The following is an 18,821-nucleotide window of genomic DNA, read 5'->3' on the forward strand; positions in this document are numbered from 1 at the left end:
GTCATTAAAGAGAATTAGCTGACATAAATACCGTCAGTAAGCTGATCACATAAACGCACAACATGATAAATAATGTGTTTGTTCGGTGATTTTATTTTCCGCTTAATATTTCCTTTATATGACGACACTGTTTTGGTCTTAATTTTCAGCTTATCCGACATTTCATTTGTGCCGTCGCCTGACATCCACATTCTCAGCATGGCCGATTCAGACCGGCTGAGCATCACGGGGCGGATGTCCAGCAGGCCGCAGCTGGCCGGGTTTTTCGCCTGCGGCAGTCGCGGGTGATTCAGCAGTTGTTTCAGGGTTTCAGCCTTAATGGATTTCGAGGTGATAATCACGTTCTTGCGAACGAAAACGTACTCTTCAAAATGAATACGTGTGCTGGACATAAAAATAAAAAATAACGTGTCGGCATATTCAGTAATCAGCGCTCGCAGGCGGGATTTACTGTCCGCATTGGATTGCATGCAATCTTCATTAATAAACACCACGGACGGCTTCAGTTTGCGGCAACTCTGGTGTAACTGATCAAAGTGGCTGACATAACTGATGTCCTGTTCCTCGGCGAGAAATTGCTGCAATCCAATGCGGGTAAAACGGCAGGGATCCAAGATTATCGTTTGCATAGTGAGTCCTCACAGGACGTCCTTGTTCGGCATAATGATTGGATTAAAACAGATGAATCTTAAAAGCACGAAGAACGTGCTGACCCTATTTCTCGCATGAAAAAACCGCATATTCAAAGTTTTTTTTCAGCGTTTAAAGAGAGTTACGAGATTATATTAATTTGGTTTATGTCAGCGTTTACTTTGTGACTGAACAAAAGGATCGTGAAATTAGGACTATTCTGAGCGGATGTAAGGACATAGCAGTAAAACTTATTGATGATGGCGTAATTATAACGACAGGGAATACTTAGCATTCACATCAAGAGCCGCAAAATGCTTCAAAAAAATTCACGCATTGTAAACGGCAAGTTAACGGGACGCGATACAGAGTACCGCGTCCATAAAAGTTACCAGTAGGATTGCCAGCACTGAGTCAGGCGTACCAGGGCCTCAACGTAAAAATAGTCGCCCCAGCTGCAACATTCATCCACCCCTTTACCACTCGCCATGTGGTAAACCGAATGCTTAAGCAAGCCGTCACAGTCTTCCTCTTCACGGACAAGATAATGGTCGGTCAGAGAATCCATTATGCGCAGCGCCATTTCCTCATAACAGGCGCGCTTGTCATCGGTGGCGGGCAGGGTGTTGACCAGGCTCAGCAGACCGCATACCGCAATTGCTGCCGCTGAACTGTCGCGGGGTTCCGTGGTCCCCAGCAGCGCCAGATCCCAGTGGCAGACATCATCCTGTGGCAGACGGTTGAGGAAATAGTGTGCCAGACGCCGTGACAGCTCGACCTGATCCTCGTCTCCGGTGTAGCGGTAACTCAGCAGGAAGCCGTAAATCCCCCATGCCTGGCCGCGCGACCAGCATGAATCGTCGGCATAGCCCTGATGGGTGTTTCCAAAGCGCGGCTCACCGGTCTGCGTGTCCATATAAAATGTGTGATAGGTCGAGGCATCGGGGCGAACAATGTACTTCGCGGCCTGCTCTGCATGGGCGCGCGCAGCCTGTGCAAAGCGCGGCTCACCGGTTTGCTCACTGGCCCAGTAAAGCAGCGGCAGATTCATATTGCAGTCGATGATCATGCGTCCGGCCTGTTCCGGATCCTGCAAATCGCCCCAGGCCTGAATGATTTTCGCTTTCGAATTAAAACGCTCCATCAGGGCTTCGGCGGCCAGCAGCGCGATGCCGCGGGCCTGGCGGTTGCCGGTCAGTTTCCAGGCACTGACGCAGGACAGGCTGTAAAGAAAACCAAGATCGTGCGTGGCGGTATCAATGCGGTTAACGATGCGGTTACCAAATGAGGTGACCTGTTTTTCTGCCGCATGACGGTAGCGATCGTCACCGGTCATTTCCCACGCCAGCCACAGCTGGCCGGTCCAGAAGCTGGTGGTCCATTCCACATTTTCCGTCAGCGGGTAATGCCCGTTCTGACAGGTTTCTGCCGGAAACTTATCGCCGAACTTTTCCACGTTGCGGGAAATTTTGCTCAGCACCGTCTGGCGCGCCCGCTGCATTTTTTCCGCAAACGCAATCCTGTCTAACTGATTGAGTTCAACCGGCAATAAATTCTCTTTCGCGATATTCATCGTCATATCTTCTCCCTTTTCAATTAATTCATTCACTCAGCGTTTCGCCGGGGTCAGTTCTGCCGGGGTTTCCAGCGGTTTATCGGTGGTGGGGCTGCCTGACCGGATGCTCTGACAGGCGGATAACGTAAAGGCTGAAACCAGCGTAAAGAACAGCGCAATACTGCCCATGATCAGATAGGTGTGTTCGAAGCCGATGCGTTCATACAGATAGCCAGCCGGCGGGGCGATAACGATCGAACCGACGTAAATCATGGCCTGATAACCCAGCAGATACATGGTGGCGTTAACGCGTTTGCTGAAATGCTCGGCGATATATTTGAAGACCGAAATCAGCAGCAATGAGATTTCCAGCCCGTAGAACGGCTTGATGATGGAGATCAGCAGCGGATCGTGCGTCAGCCCGGAGGCTATCAGGCGGATCCCCACCACCACGCCGACCATCAGCAGGCTTTTCTTGGCACCGAAATAATTCACCAGGAACGGGATCACCATCATCATCAGGAATTCGAAGCCGGACTGCACGGTGCTCAGGTAGCCATACCAGGCGTTGCCTTGCTCTTTGGTGGTAAAAAAGGTGACGAAATAGCGCGAGAACTGCTGCTCGGCGACAAACATCATCCAGGCGACACCGGCCACATAGAGCGAAAACATCCAGAATTTGCGGTTTTTCAGCAACAGGATCACATCGCTGAACACGATTTTTTGCTGCGCGATCACGTCGTTGTTTTTCAGCTCTTCATTGCCAATTTTCAGTGAAAGCAGCACGCACAGCATCACCAGCGACGTGGCACTGCTCAGGCCGAAATTCCAGGCAGGAGACAGATTAAACAACAGGCCGGAGAACGAGGCGGCCAGCGCCCAGCCGAGCGAGCCCCACATACGAACCTGCCCGAACTCCATGTGATACAGGCGGCTGAAGCGATCGGCATAAGACTCTGACGCGGCGACACCGGCATACCAGCCGAGGCTGAGGTACAGCGCGCCGACAATAATGCCGATCATCATGTGGCTTTCCAGCAGCGGCTGGTACACGAAGATGAAGAAGGGAGCCATCAGCGCCGACACCAGCACGACAAAATAGAGCAGGGATTTGCTCATGCCGATCTTGTCCATGATGTAGCCATAAACCGGCTTCATCACCACCGCAAAAACGCCGTTAATGGCGAAAACGGTACCGATGCTCATACTGTCCAGCCCGGCCTTTTGCCCCAGCCACAGGGCGTAAAGCCCGAAGCTGGAAGACCAGGTGAAGAAATACAGGAATATAAAGCTACTCATTTTATAGTAAGCCGATTTACTGGCTGTTTTTATGGCTTTCATGGTGACTCCTCAAGCGTGAACTGCCGGGCTTTACTGTGAAATTCAGGCCAGAGAAATCTGCCCGCTGCGTCCCTGATACTGCCAGTGCAACTGGTTGCCCTCGCGGATGATTTCCGGTGCGGCAAGGTCGCCGGTGTCGCTGCCGGTCCCGGCGCAGACCGCGCTGATGAGCCAGTGCGAACCGGCGGGGTAACTGGCTTTAAGTACGGGGATCACCGCCGTTTCGGCGAACATAATGCTGCTGTTCGGCGGAGTCACGACCGTCGTGGCCTCGCGCTCGCTCCCGCCGTTCAGGCTGACTATCCGGCTGATGCCGTTGCATGCCGTCACCTCAATTGCGTGCTGATTGGGGGGGATTTGTGACCGGGTCGCCGGATCCTGAATCACTGCAAATCCGCCCTCGGCGGTGTCCAGCGGACGCTGGTTTTTCAGATGATGAATGCGCAAATGCCAGTCGCCACACGGGATAAGCCAGGTGCGCACTTCCACGTCGTGCCAGGGCAGCCAGCGCGAATAAATCGCATCCTCGGTGATGCGGGTTTCAGCGCAGTCCCGGCGTCCGCGAAAATATCCGTCGCCTTCGGCCAGCATCAGCATGGAGTCACAACCGGCGTGATTCAGCCCGTAGCGTCCGCGATCCAGCGTGAAGCCGAACTGGCTGGAATAGGCGAATTTGGTGTATTTGGCTTCGGTATTGACGAAGTTATTCAGCTCCAGCTGGCCGGACGTGAGCATCACAACGTGCTGACCTTGCGCGTCGCGCATCAGGATCTGACTGGCATGAGGAATACAGTGCGTGCGGGGCAGTTCAGGCAGAGGCGCTTCGTCCGCCAGCCAGAACGCATCATCCTGCGGCAACGCCAGGATCAGAAAGATTTTGCACGCCCAGTAAGGCGAACCCGGCGCGTTGTAGTCTTCGGCCATCACCAGATTGGGTGTGTGATACCCGATGCTGAGCAGGCCGTCGCGGTCGAAAATGGGCTGTTTCAGCCAGTGACGCAGATGACGCAGGATCACGCCTTTGGCGATGCCCGGCGTAAACACATCCAGCTTGCTGTACGCCGCGGCGCTCCAGAAAGCGGCTTCGGCAAAGCGATAGGTCAGGCTGCGGCCAAACGGCACAGCGGCACCGTCGGCGGAGAAAAGAGTGATGAAATCCTGCGCAAATACCCCGGCGCGCTGGCGCAGTAAGGCCGCGCGTGAAGGATCCACATCCGCCATGTTTTGAGCGTACAGCAGGCCGTAATAGTGGAACGCCATTGAGATGTAGTAATCGCGCGGACGTCCGGGGCCGTCGGAGTACCAGCCATCGCCGAGATAATAGGCTTCCATCAGCTCAAAACGGGCAGCCACCGCGTCCTGGTTCCACGGCAGACCGGCCTGTTTAAAGCCCATCTGCACCATGATCGGAAAGAAATTCCAGTTGTTGTTGGGAATGAGTGCGTCACGTCCCTGATTCAGCCAGTCGGCCAGATGTTGCTGTTCCTGCGCGGTGAAATGCTGCAACAGACGTTTATCCAGCAGCGCCAGCCCGACGCCAAACGCAGCCATTTCCACGCAGCGCTGATCAAAATCGCGCAGGGTTCCCCAATATTGCGGATGTTGCGGGTCGGTGCCGAAACGGATCGCATCCAGATAGAAGGGCAGATCGGCGCATTCGCCACCCCCGGCCACCAGCGGAAAAATCCCCCACAACATGCGGGACAGCGCTTCCATTTTGGCAATCTCTTTACCGTAATGGGTGGTGGACTCTCCGAGGTCGATACCACTTTTGCCTTTTTCGGTATAAGGCGAGACGGCCGAGAGCAGGTCATTCAACAGATGTTGTACGTCTTCGCGATTACGCAGCGGATTTTGAGTATTCACTTTATTTTGCGTCATAAAAGCTCTCCCGGTGGTGTTAAAGGACCGGTAAATAAGGTTTTTATTATTTGAAATACTATTTCAATTCCTTGTGTCGCGATTGAAATATAGAGAAATGGAAAACGCTGATTGTTACGGGGTTCACAGATTCAGCTGAATTTTGAAATTGTGATAAAGAATTTCGCCTGAAAGCGGCTTAAATTATAAAAAATGGACTGAAAATTGTGATCTGCTGTTATCCGTATTATGCGTAAAGGACATCCCCAATGCCGGTATCAGATTATCTTGAACGTATTGCCCTTAATGAACGTCAGGTTTCTTTTAACCGGATGAGTCGCGGCAGCGCTAATTATTTCCACTGGCATCAGTGTCTGGAATTACTGTTTGTCAGCCGGGGTTACGGCATTGTGATTGTTGATAATCAGCAATACACCTTAAAACCGGGGCGCCTGTTCGTGTTTCCGCCGTTCAAATTGCACAAAGTGTTTGTCGAGGCAGACGAAAATAACGCCTATGAACGCACCACGGTTCATCTGGATCACCAGCTGCTGGACGGCTGCCTGCAATCTTTCCCGCAGCGTCGCGCCCGGTTTGCCAGGTTGTGGGATCCCGACCGCGCCGCCCACATTTTTGACCTGAGCGACCACGCCGCGCACATTGAAGTGATCCTCGAACAGTTCAACCAGCTGACCGAGCAGCAAACCCATCAGTGGGAGGAAATCGCGATGCTGGTGTTGCAGCTGATGGCCTTTATGCCCGCGCAGGGCGATACGCAGAAAACGGTCAGCCGCACAACGGCGTCAAAGGTGATGCAGTGGATTGAAGAAAATTATGTGCAGAAATTTTCGATGGCGAGCCTCTCGGCGGCGGTAGGGCTGTCAGAAAGTTATATCTCACGGGTTTTCGGGCAGGAAACCGGCGGGTCTGTTCAGGATTATCTGGCCACGCGCCGGGTGAAGCGCGCCTGTGAGCTTTTACGTTTAACGGATCAGTCAGTGGAAAGTATCGGTCTGCAATGCGGATTCGCGGACGCGCCATACTTCATCACCCGCTTCAAAAAAATGATAGGAAAAACGCCGCTGCAATATCGCAAGGCGGCGTTTTCATTATTGCAGTGAACTGATTATATTGCAGTGAAATGGCTATGCCTTCCGCCAGCTGGCAGGGGATTTGCCGAGCGCAGAGGCAGGCAAATCCCATTGCCAGGCGGTGCCCTCAAGCTGAACGGGCGCACGTAACCGCCAGCCCGGCCCCCAGACGGTATATTCCGGCTGCGACGAATAGTCTTCTGCCTGCGCCGCAAAAATCCGCGACGCAGACGCTGTCTCTTGTGCCCCGGAGGTCATCAGTTCACGGGCAGTACGCGCCAGCGACAGCCGTGTTTCACTGCCCTGATGCGTTTCGACGCGCTGTGCTAACCCATGAATCACCGCTGCCGCCATCAGATAACCGGTGACGTGATCCAGCGCCTGAACCGGCAGCGGCACAGGCTTATTCTCGCCCGATTGCTGCATACCCTGTTGCGCGATCCCGCAACTCATCTGCACCAGGCTGTCGAACCCGCGCCGCTCGCGCCACGGCCCGCTCCAGCCGTAGGCATTCAGACAAACATCCACCAGCCCCGGCGACAGGGCGCGCCGCTGTTCACTGCCATAACCGAGTTTGTGCAACGCACCTGCGCGATAGCCGTGAACGATCACGTCCGCCTCCCGCAGCAAGGTTTCAAAACGATGCCTGTCCTGCGGGTTGTGCAGGTTGAGCCGTGCGCAACGTTTACCTAACGTCACGTCGGCTTCCTGGCCCGGTTCATCCCAGCCAAACGGGTCGATGCGCAACACATCTGCGCCCAGTCCGGCCAGAAAACGCGTGGCTACAGGCCCGGCAATGATGCGTGTGAGATCGAGGACGCGCACGCCTGCCAGCGGATGCTCGCGGCCCAGGGCCCATGCAGGCGGCGTGGCAGGCGGGCAAAGTGCGCGCTGAAACAGCGGCTCACTGACCAGCGATTTTCCCTGCACATGCTGCTGCCACTCACTGGCGCTGAACATTTGCGCGGCACAACCTCCGGCCAGCACCACCGCCTGTTCCAGCTCCGCTTTCTTCCACAGAGCCACCCGTGGTGCCAGCGCCTCCCGGTGGTTTGCCTTGCCCAGCACCGTTTCGACGACGTTGCGATGGGCGGGTGCATTGGTGTGAAGACGGATCCAGCCGTCGGCGGTAGCGTAATCACCGGCCAGACTGTCCCAGACCGGAGGAATTTCCCAGCCGTCAGGTTTGATGCTGCTTTGACACCATAATGACGCCAGCCGGCGGTCAACGGTGACAGCAGGGGTAATGCCGTCTTTCAAAGACAACAGATGCGACAGCGCCTGCGCCGCCACCGCCACGGACGCTGTGATGAGCGTTGTCACCGGATAATAAGCCGGTAAATCCCCTTCACCGGTCACATGCAGCGCCGCAGGCAGGCGGTCCCTGCCGGTGAGTTGTGCATACAGCGTGCGGGTTCGTTCCGGGATGTTTTCATCAGACATACTGCGACTCCAGAAGGCGGATAACGGAGTTACAAATTTAGAACATTTTGGCCGCAGCGTGCCAAATGAGGGAGAGAAGTGCCCTGAACCGCACGAAATTCAGGGTTCTGTAACAGAATGCTCCTAAAACACCTGCGTGAATTACCACCAGACTACGCCCCGTAAACGGCAGTTGGCGAACCTGCCCGCAGCCCCTGACCGGCGGGGGCTGCGCGCTTTCAGATGTGCTTACTTTTACAAGCAAAATATTAGCTGAATGCATTCAATTTCTTATACTCGGCGGGTGAATTTTACGTTAGCCTTGAGGTCGAATTTTTTCGAACACCGCGGGGGCGGCGCCCTGAGGCGATGCCCCCAGATTTTTGCCCAGTACAGGAAACGAATCTGGCATGGAACGAAGAGCATTTATTCAAGCTTCAATGGCATTCGCCGCCTGGTGCGGTGTGCCGGCTATGTCCACACTGTTCACCCGTTCCGCTGAGGCGGCAGAGGCGAACGTGGCAGACGGCGGCGAACTGCCGTTTGATTTCAACGCCCTGCAAAAGATGGCGAAGGACTTAGCGGATAAACCCTATGGCGGTGCGCCGCAGCCTTTACCTAAAACGCTGGCTGAGCTGACACCGCAGGCCTACAACGCCATACAGTACGATCACGCCCATTCCTTGTGGAACGGATTGCAGGACCGGCAGCTCGACGTCGAACTGTTCCACGTGGGCATGGGCTTCAAACGTCGCGTGCGCATGTATTCGGTGGATCCGGCCAGGCACATGTCGCGCGAAATCCATTTCCGCCCTGAATTGTTCAACTACCATGACGCAGGTGTGGATACCAAACAGCTCGAAGGTTTCTCCAATCTCGGATTCGCCGGTTTTAAGGTCAACAAAGCGCCTGAACTGACGCGCCGAGACGTCGTCTCTTTCCTCGGCGCCAGCTATTTCCGCGCGGTGGATGACACCTATCAGTACGGCCTTTCTGCCCGTGGCGTGGCGGTGGATACCTTCACCGATCAACCCGAAGAGTTCCCGGATTTCACCGCATTCTGGTTCGATACGCCTAAACCGGGTGATACCACCTTCACGGTGTATGCGCTGCTCGATGGCCCAAGTATCACCGGTGCCTATAAATTCGTGATCCACTGCGAACCGACGCGCGTAGTGATGGAAATCGAAAACCATCTTCATGCCCGTGAAGACATCAAACAGCTGGGCATTTCTCCGATGACCAGCATGTTCAGCTGTGGCACCAGCGAGCGTGGCCGTTGCGACACCATCCATCCGCAAATTCATGACTCCGATCGCCTGCAAATGTGGACCGGCAACGGCGAATGGATTTGTCGTCCGCTGAATAACCCGAAACGTCTGCAATTTAATGCGTTTGCCGATAACAGCCCGAAAGGTTTTGGCTTGCTGCAACTCGACCACGAGTTCAACAATTATCAGGATGTGATTGGCTGGTATAACAAACGTCCGAGCCTGTGGGTGGAACCGGTCGGTGACTGGGGGAAGGGCGCGGTTAACCTGATGGAAATCCCGACCACCGGCGAAACACTGGATAACGTGGTGTGCTTCTGGCAGCCGGAAACGCCGGTGAAATCCGGCGCTGAGTTCAGTTTCAGCTACAAGTTGTACTGGAGCGGTACGCCGCCGCACCGCAGCCCGCTGGCTAATGTGCTGGCTACGCGTACCGGTATGGGCGGGTTCCCGGAAGGCTGGGCGCCGGGTGAAAACTATCCGGCAGTGTGGGCGCGTCGTTTCGCCATCGACTTTGTCGGCGGTGAACTGAAAGCCTATGCCGATAAAGGCATCGAGCCGGTGATCAACGTCTCTCACGGCCAGATCAAGAATATCGAAATTCTGTATGTCCAGCCGTTCGACGGATACCGCATCCTGTTTGACTGGACTCCGGACAGCGATTCCGTCGCGCCGGTTGAACTGCGCATGTTCCTGCGTTCAGGTCAGACCGCGTTGTCAGAAACCTGGCTGTACCAGTATTTCCCGCCAGCGCCTGAAAACCGCAAGTACATCGACGACCGCCAAATGCGCTAACCCGCAGCGGCGTTAAAAAACAAAAAGCCCCGATTCGCTCGGGGCTTTTGCTTTTTACTGACTTGTTTTGCAGATGCACCGGACACAGGATCTGCGTTGGGTAAAACAAGGGTACTCAGCTGATGAAGGCGAAGACGGCAATCAAAACGCCTTAACCAGCATTCCGGTCTGCGGTTGTTGCTGAGGATTTCTCAGCGCCGCGTCGAAAGATTTTTCAACCTCTTTCAACTGTTGTAAGAATTCTTGTGGCGAGAAGTCGTGTGGTTTGCTGCTCATATAAGCCAGGGCCAGTTCTTTGGCGTTGTAACGCTGAAAGTTATACATGCTGTTCCTTATTCATCTCAGAGATTATTAATGGGATGGCTAACAGCAAGCTGGTGTACTCAAACGTCCTGCCACTGCTTACGACGTGCTGCCAATGGACTGCATTCTACGGAAAAGATTGATAAGTAAAAGCTGGTGCTGTTTATGCATTTGATAGCTGAAACCTAACTCATCACGGTTTTTTGCTTGCACATCCCAATAGTCTTTTCAGGTGATTAATTCATCAGGGCACTGTCTCTGCGGGGAAAGCCTTCATCCTGCTCAGAGAGAAAATTTCTTTGCCAGTCATGCTGTTAATGTGAATTAAAAGGGTGGGCGCGGGCCGCCTGCTGGGGTAGGCTGAGGGGAGTCATTCACATCTCAATGGTCTACGAAAAGAGGTTTTTATCATGAGTAAATTTATCTTCTCTTCGCCAAGAAAGTACGTTCAGGGAAGCGGTGTGCTGGATGAGTTAGGGGATTACCTGCCGGCGCTCGGCGGGAAATCTTTCCTGATTGCTGATGACGTGGTCTGGGGCATTATCGGCGAGCGCGTAAAAGCATCGCTGAGCGCCGCACAGGTCGAATTTCATTTTGAACGTTTCAACGGCGAAGCTTCTGCCAGTGAAATCAACCGTCTGGCGGCCATTGCCCGCGAAGCGGGCACGCAGGTGGTGGTCGGTCTTGGGGGCGGCAAAACCCTCGATACGGTAAAAGCTATCGCGGATGAACTAAAACAAAACGTGGTGATTGTGCCGACGGTGGCCTCAACCGATGCGCCGTGCAGTGCACTGTCAGTGATTTACACCGACGAAGGCGTGTTCGAATCCTACCGTTTCTACAACAAAAACCCGGATCTGGTGCTGGTCGATACCCAGGTGTGCGCCCAGGCGCCGGTGCGGTTGTTTGCCTCCGGGATTGCAGACGGTCTGGCGACGTTTGTGGAAGCGCAGGCGGTGTTGCGCTCGCATTCCCACTCGATGGTAGGCGGTGACCCGACTATCGCCGGGATGGCGATTGCTGAAGCCTGTGAAAAAACGCTGCTGACCTACGGTTACAGCGCCTATACCGCCGTTGAGCAAAAACTGGTGACGCCAGCCGTTGAAGCGGTGGTGGAAGCCAATACGCTGTTGTCCGGTCTGGGCTTTGAAAACGCCGGTCTGGCGGGTGCTCATGCGATCCACAACGGATTCACCGCGATTTCCGGCGACATTCATCACCTGACGCACGGTGAGAAAGTCGCCTACGGTACGCTGACGCAGATGGTACTTGAGCAGCGCCCTGACGAAGAAATCGCAAAATACGTGCGCTTCTACCGTTCAATTAAAATGCCTACCACGCTCAAAGAGATGCATCTGGAAAATGAAACCTTTGCCAGCCTGGTAAAAGTGGGTGCACTGGCGAACGGCGAGGGCGATACGCTGGGCAACCTGAATCCGCATCTGTCGGCAGAAGACGTTGCCAGCGCCATTCTGGCGGTCGATGCGTTCAGCAAGTCAGTGAAGTAAATAGTGCGTCCTCCCCTGCGCGGGGAGGACATTTCAGAACCGCGCTATCGCCCACGGCAGTACTACAGGCAGTTGCGACAGCAGATACAGCACCAGCCCGATAAACGCGCCGACCAGCGTGCCGTTGATGCGGATAAACTGTAAATCCTTACCGATGTTCAGCTCGATTTGCCGCGACATGTCACGCGGATCCCAGCCTTTGACCGTATCGCTGATGTGGCGGGTGAGGAAGGTGGCGAAATCCGGCGCGAGTTTACCGGCGATAGTTTCCATTTGCAGATTCAGAGACGCCCGCAGTTTTTCATCCTGCGCCAGCGCATTTCCCAGCCACTGGCCGGATTCGGTGACTTTGACAAACACCCGCGAGTCCTCGCTTTCTAAATCTTCCTTCAGCCAGTTACGCATGTCGCCCCACAGTTGCAGCACGTAGGCGTTCAGCTTCTCGTCATCTTTCAGGTACTGCTTAATTTCTTCGGCTTTCTGCGCCGTCGCCGGATCGTTTTGCAGCTTCCAGATAAAACTCTGCACCGAGCGGTCAAAGCCTTTGCGGAAGGCGTGGGTTTTATCGTTACCCATATCGTCGAGCACCGAATTCACCGCATTGGACACCATATCCGCGCCGTTGCGTCCCAGCCAGCCGGTGGGCAGCAGTTTGGCCGTCAGCGGGTGTTCACGTTTCATCCAGCCGACAATTTGCGCAGAAATAAACTGCCGGGTGCTGTCCTTTGCCAGCAACACTTCCAGCTGATCCATTGCCTGATCGAGCAACTCCTGATGGCGGCCATTTCGGGTCAAGCTTTCCAGCAGCGTGGCGATGGATGACGAGAGATCGATTTTGTCGATCACCCGGTACAACGCGCGGCGAATCAGCTGCGCGATGCGCTGATCGTCAGTGACATCCAGAAAACCGCGGATCATTTTAATGGCGTAGCGGGCAAAACGTTGGGCGTTGTCCGGTGCGTTCAGCCAGTCGGTCAGCATCCGCGCCGGATCGTGCTGGCGGATAAGGTTTATCAGCGTGGCGGGTGCGAGGAACTTTTCCTGCACGAATACCGCCAGATTGTCGGCGATTTTGTCTTTGTTTCGCGGGATGATCGCCGTATGTGTGGAAACAAACGGCACAGGTACACGGCGGAACAGCGCCACCACGGCGAACCAGTCGGCCATTGCGCCGACCATAGCGGCTTCGGAAATGGCTTTCAGCCCGGAAACCCAGAAATTGGGTGGCAGAAAAAGGGTGATCACAAACAGGGCCGCAGCAATCAGCAGCAGCCCCAGCGCGTTACGTTTACTTCGGCGAAGTTCTTGTTCTTTATCCATGGCCCCAGTTTAGGAAGCGAAAAGCAGGCTGTCAGCTTTTTTCTCCGTGGCGAAGAGAGTTGATAAAATGAGAATTATTCTTGATATGAGACAATGTCTCATTAAACTGCCTGCAATCAGGTTTCTGGCATTCACAATGAGAGCATTTCATGGAGTTGTTACGCGTCGTTTTTAAGCAGTATCGCTGGCCGTTTTTAGGCGTCATGTTGCTGAGCCTGCTCAGCGCCGTTCTGGGCATTGGCCTGATCGCGTTTATCAATCTTAAACTGATAGAAACAACCCACGCTTCCCTGATGGTCTTACCGCAATTTCTCGGCTTATTGCTTCTGCTGATGGTGGTGACCCTCGGTTCACAACTGGCGCTGACGATTCTCGGTCACCATTTTATTTACCGTCTGCGCGGCCAGTTCATCAAACGTATTTTAGATACCGACATCGAGCGCATTGAACAAATCGGCAACGCGCAGCTGCTGGCCAGTCTGGGCAGCGATATCCGTAATATCACGCTGGCGTTTGTCCGTCTGCCGGAGCTGGTGCAGGGGATTATCCTGACCCTCGGTTGCGCCGCGTATCTGGCCTGGCTGTCACCGGAAATGCTGCTGGTGACGGTTATCTGGCTGGTGATCACCATTGTCGGTGGTTTCAAACTGGTGTCGCACGTTTACAGCCATCTGGCGAAAGTGCGTGAAGCGGAAGACAAACTGCAAACTGACTATCAGAAAGTCATCGAAGGGCGCAAAGAGCTGGCGCTTAACCGCGAACGGGCGCGGCATCTGTTTGACGATGTTTACCGCAAAGATGCCGAGGAGTACCGCTTCCACATTATCCGTGCCGATACCTTTCACCTGAGCGCCGTGAACTGGTCGAATATCATGATGCTGGGGGCGATCGGGCTGGTCTTCTTTATGGCAAACACGCTGGGCTGGTCGAATACCGATGTCGCCGCAACCTATTCCCTGACGCTGCTGTTCCTGCGCACGCCGATGCTGCAGGCCGTGGGCGCGTTGCCGACGCTGCTCAGCGCACAGGTGGCCTTTGGCAAACTGAAAGCCCTGAAACTGGCGCAATACCAGGAGGACTTTACGCCGCCGGTGGTGACGACTCGCTGGCAGACGCTCGAACTGCGCGATCTGGTGTTCAGCTATGAAGGAAAAGAAGATCATGCCGGTTTTGGCATCGGGCCGCTGAACCTTACCATCACCCGTGGCGAACTGGTGTTCCTGATCGGCGGCAACGGCAGCGGAAAGTCTACCCTGGCGATGCTTCTGACCGGGCTTTATCACCCGCGCGGCGGACAAATATTGCTCGACGGTGTTGCGGTTACCGCGCAGAACGCGGAGCAATACCGGCAGATTTTCTCGGCAGTATTCACCGATTTCCATCTGTTTGGTCAGTTGATGGGGCCGCAGGGGCAGGCACCCGATCCGCAGGTGGTGGAAGACTGGCTGCAACGCCTGAAAATGAAAGAAAAACTTCAGTTCAGCGGCAACGAAGTGACCAATCTGCAACTCTCCGCAGGGCAGCGTAAGCGCGTGGCGCTGCTGCTGGCGGCGGCAGAGGGGCGCGATTTTCTGTTACTGGATGAATGGGCTGCCGATCAGGATCCGCAATTTCGCCGGACGTTTTATCGCGAACTTCTGCCGCAACTGCGTGACATGGGCAAAACCGTACTGGCAATCAGCCACGATGATCACTATTTTGAACACGCCGATCGTCTGCTGGAAATGCGACAGGGTAAACTTAAAGAGCTGCACGGGCAGGAGCGCGCTGACGCCAGCCGCGATGCGGTCGCACAAATCGGTCTTTAAGCGACGTTTTTCGAGATAAAGGAACAGTCATGAACTGGAACGAAGTGATGGTGTGGGGCATCGCCGGTGTGGTGCTGGCGTCGGTGCTCAGCCTGTTACATAAAAAGGGCAAACTGGGCCGCGTGCCCGGCATCATCCTGTTTGTTGTGCTGATTGTGGGCGGCGTAATAGTGTTGGGCGGGGTGATTAAGCCGCGCGTCATGGGCGAAAGCGAAGAGCAGAAAATCGACAGCGCGCTCGCCGAACTGCCGCTGTATGGCACCATCAGAACACAGGAACCGGCGCTGTATGCGCAGATCCGCCGCGATATTTTGCAGATGAAGAAGGAAGGAAAACCGCAGCAGGAAGCCATTGATACCGTGAAACCGAGGGTGTCTGAGCTGCTCTCTGCGCGCATTGTTCATGCGCCGGATGCGGCGGTGAATGCGGCGATGCAGGTCAATCTCGAAGAGATGCAGACCCTGCTGGCGCGCAAAGACGGTTCCTGCTTTAAGTTTCTCTATCCGCAGGTGAGCGGCGGGGTGAACACCGCGCAGGTGCTGCCGCCGGAGCTGTTTCGCAAAGATCTGAGTACCATGAACGATTTACTGCTGGCGACCGGGCCGGGTCAGACCAATCTGCCGGTGGCGGTGAGCACCGAAAAAGTCATCCTGATGATGGCGCCGGTGCGCGAAGCGCTGGGAAATATGTACGGCGATCAGTTGCAAATGTTCAGCGACCTGACCAAGCCGGATGTTGATGGCGAAAAAGTGTGTGAGATTTCCATCAGCCTCTATTCCGGCATTCTGGCGCTTCAGCCCGCCGATTCGGCGGCGATCCTGCGCCAGATGCTGGGTAAACCCAACTGATCCCCACGGACGGTACGCGCCCGCGTGCTGTCCGTGAAGATACTGATTCAGACAAACAGACAATCCCTACTACTTTTCCGACTAAGAACAGGTATTCTTAGCCGGAAATTCATAAAACAATAATTTACCGAACTTCCGGAATCCTTTTTCTATGCAAAAATTGTTAAGAATGCCGCTGTTGCTGGCATTGTTGTCATGTCTGCTGATGACCCCCGCGCTGAGTCAGGCCGATGAAGCCACCGGCCAGCCGGACGCCCAGCAGCCGGTGAAAGTCAACGCCACTACGGCGTTACCTGCGCTGCAAAAACGTCTGGATCAGCTCAAGCAGCAGGTGTCGGCGGCGAAAACCGATAAGAAATTTACCGGCCTCAACGACGGCGCACAAAAGCTGGCCGAAGACGCCGACAAACTGGCCGTGGCGCTGGCACCTCAGCTGGAAGAAGTGCAGGCGCAGCTCGACGTTCTCGGCCCCGCGCCGGCGGCGGGTACGCTGACTGAAACGCCTCAGGTGGTCAGCCAGCGTAATAAACTCAACAACAGCAAAACGTTGCTGACTACCCAGATTGAACAAACCAAAGGTATTGCGACCGGTGCGCGAAATCTGTCCTCGCAGATTTCCGGGATGCGCCGTGACGCGCTGAAAACTCAAATCGCGCTCAATACCGGCAGTATTCTCGGCAGCAATTTCTGGTCACCGCTGATCACCCCAAATGAAGACGATGCCGCGCGCTTTGACGATTTTGGCTCGCAGGTCAGCGATGCCTGGACGCAGGCGTGGAGCCCGGACTGGCGCGTCGGCACGGGCATTTATCTGCTGCTGGCGCTGTTGATTGGCGTGTTTGGCCGGAAAACGCTGGATCGCCCGATGAACTGGATCCTGCCGCGCTGGTTACCGCAGGGGCGTTTTCGCCGCAGTTTCCTGGCCTGTTTCACCACCCTGAGCACCACCTTTACGCTGGGCATCAGCGTTCAGTTACTCGGTTTTATCTTCACCCGCCTGCCGGACACGTCGCAGTGGGTGAATGAATTTGCCGAACAACTGGTTGAACTGACCTATTTCTCAGCGGTGATCGCCGGTCTGGGTATCGCGTTACTGTCTAACGGCCATCCGTCGTGGCGTTTACCGGGCATCGCTGATCCGCTGGCGAAAACGCTGGCGTCATTCCCGGTGCTGCTGGCGGGCTTTATTTTCCTGTTCGGCATTATCGAACAGCTGAACAATCTGGTCGGCGCGAGCATCGCCGCCACGCTGTTTGGCAATGGTCTGGCGGCGTTGCTGGTGGCGCTCAACTGCCTGATTGCGCCGCTTCGCGTTAACCGTATGCGCCGTAAAATGCGCGCCGACGGTGAGCAGACCGAAGCGCGCTCTACGCTGGCGGGGCTTATCCATCTGGTGATCAGCCTGACGGCCTTCGTCATTCTGATCGCCTTGCTGATTGGCTACATTCCGCTGGCGCGTTTTGTCACCTTCGAACTGTTGTGGATTGGTCTGGTGGTTTGCAGCCTGTATCTGCTGATTCACTTCTGGGTCGATCTGTGTGAAAGCGTGTTTTCGGCGACCACACACAGCGGCAAAATCCTTAAAGGCACGCTGAGCGTTAACGATCGTCACCTGTCGCTGGCGGCGACACTGTGCTCGGCGCTCGGTAAAACAGCGCTGTTGCTGATGGCTGCCGTCGCGTTGCTTAACGGGACGTTCGGCACCACCACGCCGCTGGAATTGCTGAGTAAAATTGTCGACATGTGGGGCGGTAAAGGCCTCGAAAGCCTGAACATTATTCCGGCGCACGCGGTCAATGCGGTGCTGTGTCTGGTGGTGGGCTGGTACGTGCTGCGCTCCGCCAAGCGCTGGCTGGATAACGATTTCCTGCCAAAAACCATGATGGATCGCGGCATGCGCGCCTCGCTGGTGACGCTGTTCACCAACGTGGGCTATGTGCTGATCATCATGCTGACGCTGTCATCGCTGGGCATTGAGTGGAACAAACTGGCGTGGATCGTCAGCGCCTTGTCGGTCGGTATTGGTTTCGGTTTACAGGAGATCGTGAAGAACTTTATCTCCGGTCTGATCCTGCTGACGGAACGTCCGGTCAAAGTGGGTGATTTGATCAGCATCAGCGGTGTGGAAGGGGATATCCGCCGTATCAACGTTCGCGCCACCGAAATTCAGCTCAGTGATAAATCGACGGTGATTGTGCCGAATTCCCAGCTGATTTCGCAGAACGTGCGTAACGCCACCATGGGTAACGCGCAGGGCGTAGCGACCATTGTCCTGACTTTCCCGCTGGACATCGACCCCGAGCAGGTACGCACGCTGTTACTTGATGCCTACAACCTGCACGAAGCGATTCTGGAAAACCCGCCGCCTTCCGTGAGCTTTAAAGAACTGGGGCCGACCGGCATCGTGCTGAGCGTCACCGGTTACGTCAACAGCCCGCGCATGGTAGGCGGAACGCGCAGCGACCTGCTGTACGAAATCCTCAAGATGCTGCGCGCTGCCGAAATCAGCCTCAGCCAGACCCAGACCATGGTGTTGGAACAGCCGCTGGCGCGGATTGCGGCGGCAGAAGAATCATAGGGAGGGTTGCCACGCGGGGCTTATCAAGGTCAAGTTCAGGGTCAAGTTCAGGGTCAACTTCAAGGTCAACTTCAAGGTCGTGGGCGCCGGCCCACACCGGGTTAAGGGGCGTAAACGCGCCCCTTAACAATCCGGCGTTTTTTTAACTGCGCGCTGTCGCTCGCAGGCTACTTTCCAGCAGCTCCTGCTATTGCCGCAAACGCCGCCGCTTCGCGGTTCTCTCATTTCAGGTTCGGACCCGCTCGGAAAACACCCTCGCGGTTTCTCACCGTTCATTCGACGTCGTTTTGAGCGCGGCCAGAGGCTTCTTAAAGCACAACCTCACCGTTTTCGACGTTTTAAATCAGAAATTAAAGTCTCTATCTTTTGAATGACATAGTCATTGGCCGCGCTCAAAAATCACGCCGAAGGGAGTGGTGGAAAACCGCGCGTGTTTTTGCGCGGGTTGTAACCCGACCGGAGGGCACCGCGAAGCGGCGGGATTTTGCGGC

The 18,821-nt window shown here is 55.2% G+C and carries 13 protein-coding genes; 6 read left to right on the forward strand and 7 right to left on the reverse strand.

From position 1 onward, the window contains the following. Positions 1 to 14: 14 nt before the first annotated feature. From rcsA to ACQZQY_RS14840, 4 genes are all read right to left on the reverse strand, one after another. A complete protein-coding gene (gene rcsA / locus ACQZQY_RS14825) occupies positions 15 to 629 on the reverse strand; it encodes a transcriptional regulator RcsA (RefSeq protein ID WP_421670123.1) in 615 nt (204 codons plus the stop codon). 389 nt (positions 630 to 1,018) lie between these two features. Further along, on the reverse strand, positions 1,019 to 2,209 hold the full coding sequence (locus ACQZQY_RS14830; RefSeq protein WP_431295872.1) for a glycoside hydrolase family 88 protein: 1,191 nt from the start codon (positions 2,207 to 2,209) through the stop codon (positions 1,019 to 1,021). A 30-nt stretch (positions 2,210 to 2,239) separates the two neighbouring features. Next, on the reverse strand, positions 2,240 to 3,526 hold the full coding sequence (locus ACQZQY_RS14835; protein WP_431295873.1) for an oligosaccharide MFS transporter: 1,287 nt from the start codon (positions 3,524 to 3,526) through the stop codon (positions 2,240 to 2,242). A gap of 42 nt (positions 3,527 to 3,568) precedes the next feature. Then, on the reverse strand, positions 3,569 to 5,407 hold the full coding sequence (locus tag ACQZQY_RS14840) for a DUF2264 domain-containing protein (protein ID WP_431295874.1): 1,839 nt from the start codon (positions 5,405 to 5,407) through the stop codon (positions 3,569 to 3,571). A gap of 248 nt (positions 5,408 to 5,655) precedes the next feature. Between ACQZQY_RS14840 and ACQZQY_RS14845 the strand changes: the two genes are divergently transcribed. Then, positions 5,656 to 6,507, forward strand: a complete 852-nt coding sequence (locus ACQZQY_RS14845; protein ID WP_431295875.1) for a helix-turn-helix domain-containing protein — start codon at positions 5,656 to 5,658, stop codon at positions 6,505 to 6,507. Positions 6,508 to 6,531: 24 nt separating this feature from the next. On the opposite strand, the gene ACQZQY_RS14850 is transcribed toward ACQZQY_RS14845, so the two are convergent. Continuing rightward, complete coding sequence (locus ACQZQY_RS14850; protein ID WP_431295876.1) at positions 6,532 to 7,920, reverse strand: CoA transferase; 1,389 nt, start codon at positions 7,918 to 7,920, stop codon at positions 6,532 to 6,534. A 389-nt stretch (positions 7,921 to 8,309) separates the two neighbouring features. Here ACQZQY_RS14850 and ACQZQY_RS14855 point away from each other — a divergent pair, with 389 nt between their 5' ends. Then, complete coding sequence (locus tag ACQZQY_RS14855; protein ID WP_421670118.1) at positions 8,310 to 9,965, forward strand: glucan biosynthesis protein D; 1,656 nt, start codon at positions 8,310 to 8,312, stop codon at positions 9,963 to 9,965. A 141-nt stretch (positions 9,966 to 10,106) separates the two neighbouring features. Here the strand turns inward: ACQZQY_RS14855 and ACQZQY_RS14860 are convergent, their stop codons facing one another. Further along, positions 10,107 to 10,289: a hypothetical protein gene (locus ACQZQY_RS14860; RefSeq protein ID WP_056780449.1), complete on the reverse strand. Its 183-nt coding sequence runs from the start codon at positions 10,287 to 10,289 to the stop codon at positions 10,107 to 10,109. A 389-nt stretch (positions 10,290 to 10,678) separates the two neighbouring features. Between ACQZQY_RS14860 and ACQZQY_RS14865 the strand changes: the two genes are divergently transcribed. Then, positions 10,679 to 11,776: a glycerol dehydrogenase gene (locus ACQZQY_RS14865; RefSeq protein ID WP_431295877.1), complete on the forward strand. Its 1,098-nt coding sequence runs from the start codon at positions 10,679 to 10,681 to the stop codon at positions 11,774 to 11,776. Between the two features lie 33 nt (positions 11,777 to 11,809). Here the strand turns inward: ACQZQY_RS14865 and ACQZQY_RS14870 are convergent, their stop codons facing one another. Further along, complete coding sequence (locus tag ACQZQY_RS14870) at positions 11,810 to 13,096, reverse strand: DUF445 domain-containing protein (RefSeq protein WP_431295878.1); 1,287 nt, start codon at positions 13,094 to 13,096, stop codon at positions 11,810 to 11,812. A gap of 149 nt (positions 13,097 to 13,245) precedes the next feature. On the opposite strand from ACQZQY_RS14870, the gene ACQZQY_RS14875 reads away from it, so the two are divergent. The 3 genes from ACQZQY_RS14875 (at position 13,246) to ACQZQY_RS14885 (ending at position 18,330) form a co-directional block, all read left to right on the forward strand. Then, entirely contained in the window at positions 13,246 to 14,904 is a 1,659-nt protein-coding gene (locus tag ACQZQY_RS14875) for a multidrug ABC transporter permease/ATP-binding protein (protein WP_431295879.1), read from the forward strand. 29 nt (positions 14,905 to 14,933) lie between these two features. Continuing rightward, a complete protein-coding gene (locus ACQZQY_RS14880) occupies positions 14,934 to 15,752 on the forward strand; it encodes a hypothetical protein (protein ID WP_431295880.1) in 819 nt (272 codons plus the stop codon). A gap of 151 nt (positions 15,753 to 15,903) precedes the next feature. Next, positions 15,904 to 18,330, forward strand: a complete 2,427-nt coding sequence (locus ACQZQY_RS14885) for a DUF3772 domain-containing protein (RefSeq protein WP_431295881.1) — start codon at positions 15,904 to 15,906, stop codon at positions 18,328 to 18,330. Positions 18,331 to 18,821 lie beyond the last annotated feature (491 nt).

This window comes from Rahnella sp. PAMC25559, assembly GCF_050632365.1.
GTDB lineage: Bacteria > Pseudomonadota > Gammaproteobacteria > Enterobacterales > Enterobacteriaceae > Rahnella > Rahnella rivi.

Coding starts and splice junctions, on each gene's coding strand:
- rcsA (WP_421670123.1), bottom strand. CDS start 629: ATGCAAACGATAATCTTGGATCCCTGCCGTTTTACCCGCATTGGATTG.
- ACQZQY_RS14830 (WP_431295872.1), bottom strand. CDS start 2,209: ATGACGATGAATATCGCGAAAGAGAATTTATTGCCGGTTGAACTCAAT.
- ACQZQY_RS14835 (WP_431295873.1), bottom strand. CDS start 3,526: ATGAAAGCCATAAAAACAGCCAGTAAATCGGCTTACTATAAAATGAGT.
- ACQZQY_RS14840 (WP_431295874.1), bottom strand. CDS start 5,407: ATGACGCAAAATAAAGTGAATACTCAAAATCCGCTGCGTAATCGCGAA.
- ACQZQY_RS14845 (WP_431295875.1), top strand. CDS start 5,656: ATGCCGGTATCAGATTATCTTGAACGTATTGCCCTTAATGAACGTCAG.
- ACQZQY_RS14850 (WP_431295876.1), bottom strand. CDS start 7,920: ATGTCTGATGAAAACATCCCGGAACGAACCCGCACGCTGTATGCACAA.
- ACQZQY_RS14855 (WP_421670118.1), top strand. CDS start 8,310: ATGGAACGAAGAGCATTTATTCAAGCTTCAATGGCATTCGCCGCCTGG.
- ACQZQY_RS14860 (WP_056780449.1), bottom strand. CDS start 10,289: ATGTATAACTTTCAGCGTTACAACGCCAAAGAACTGGCCCTGGCTTAT.
- ACQZQY_RS14865 (WP_431295877.1), top strand. CDS start 10,679: ATGAGTAAATTTATCTTCTCTTCGCCAAGAAAGTACGTTCAGGGAAGC.
- ACQZQY_RS14870 (WP_431295878.1), bottom strand. CDS start 13,096: ATGGATAAAGAACAAGAACTTCGCCGAAGTAAACGTAACGCGCTGGGG.
- ACQZQY_RS14875 (WP_431295879.1), top strand. CDS start 13,246: ATGGAGTTGTTACGCGTCGTTTTTAAGCAGTATCGCTGGCCGTTTTTA.
- ACQZQY_RS14880 (WP_431295880.1), top strand. CDS start 14,934: ATGAACTGGAACGAAGTGATGGTGTGGGGCATCGCCGGTGTGGTGCTG.
- ACQZQY_RS14885 (WP_431295881.1), top strand. CDS start 15,904: ATGCAAAAATTGTTAAGAATGCCGCTGTTGCTGGCATTGTTGTCATGT.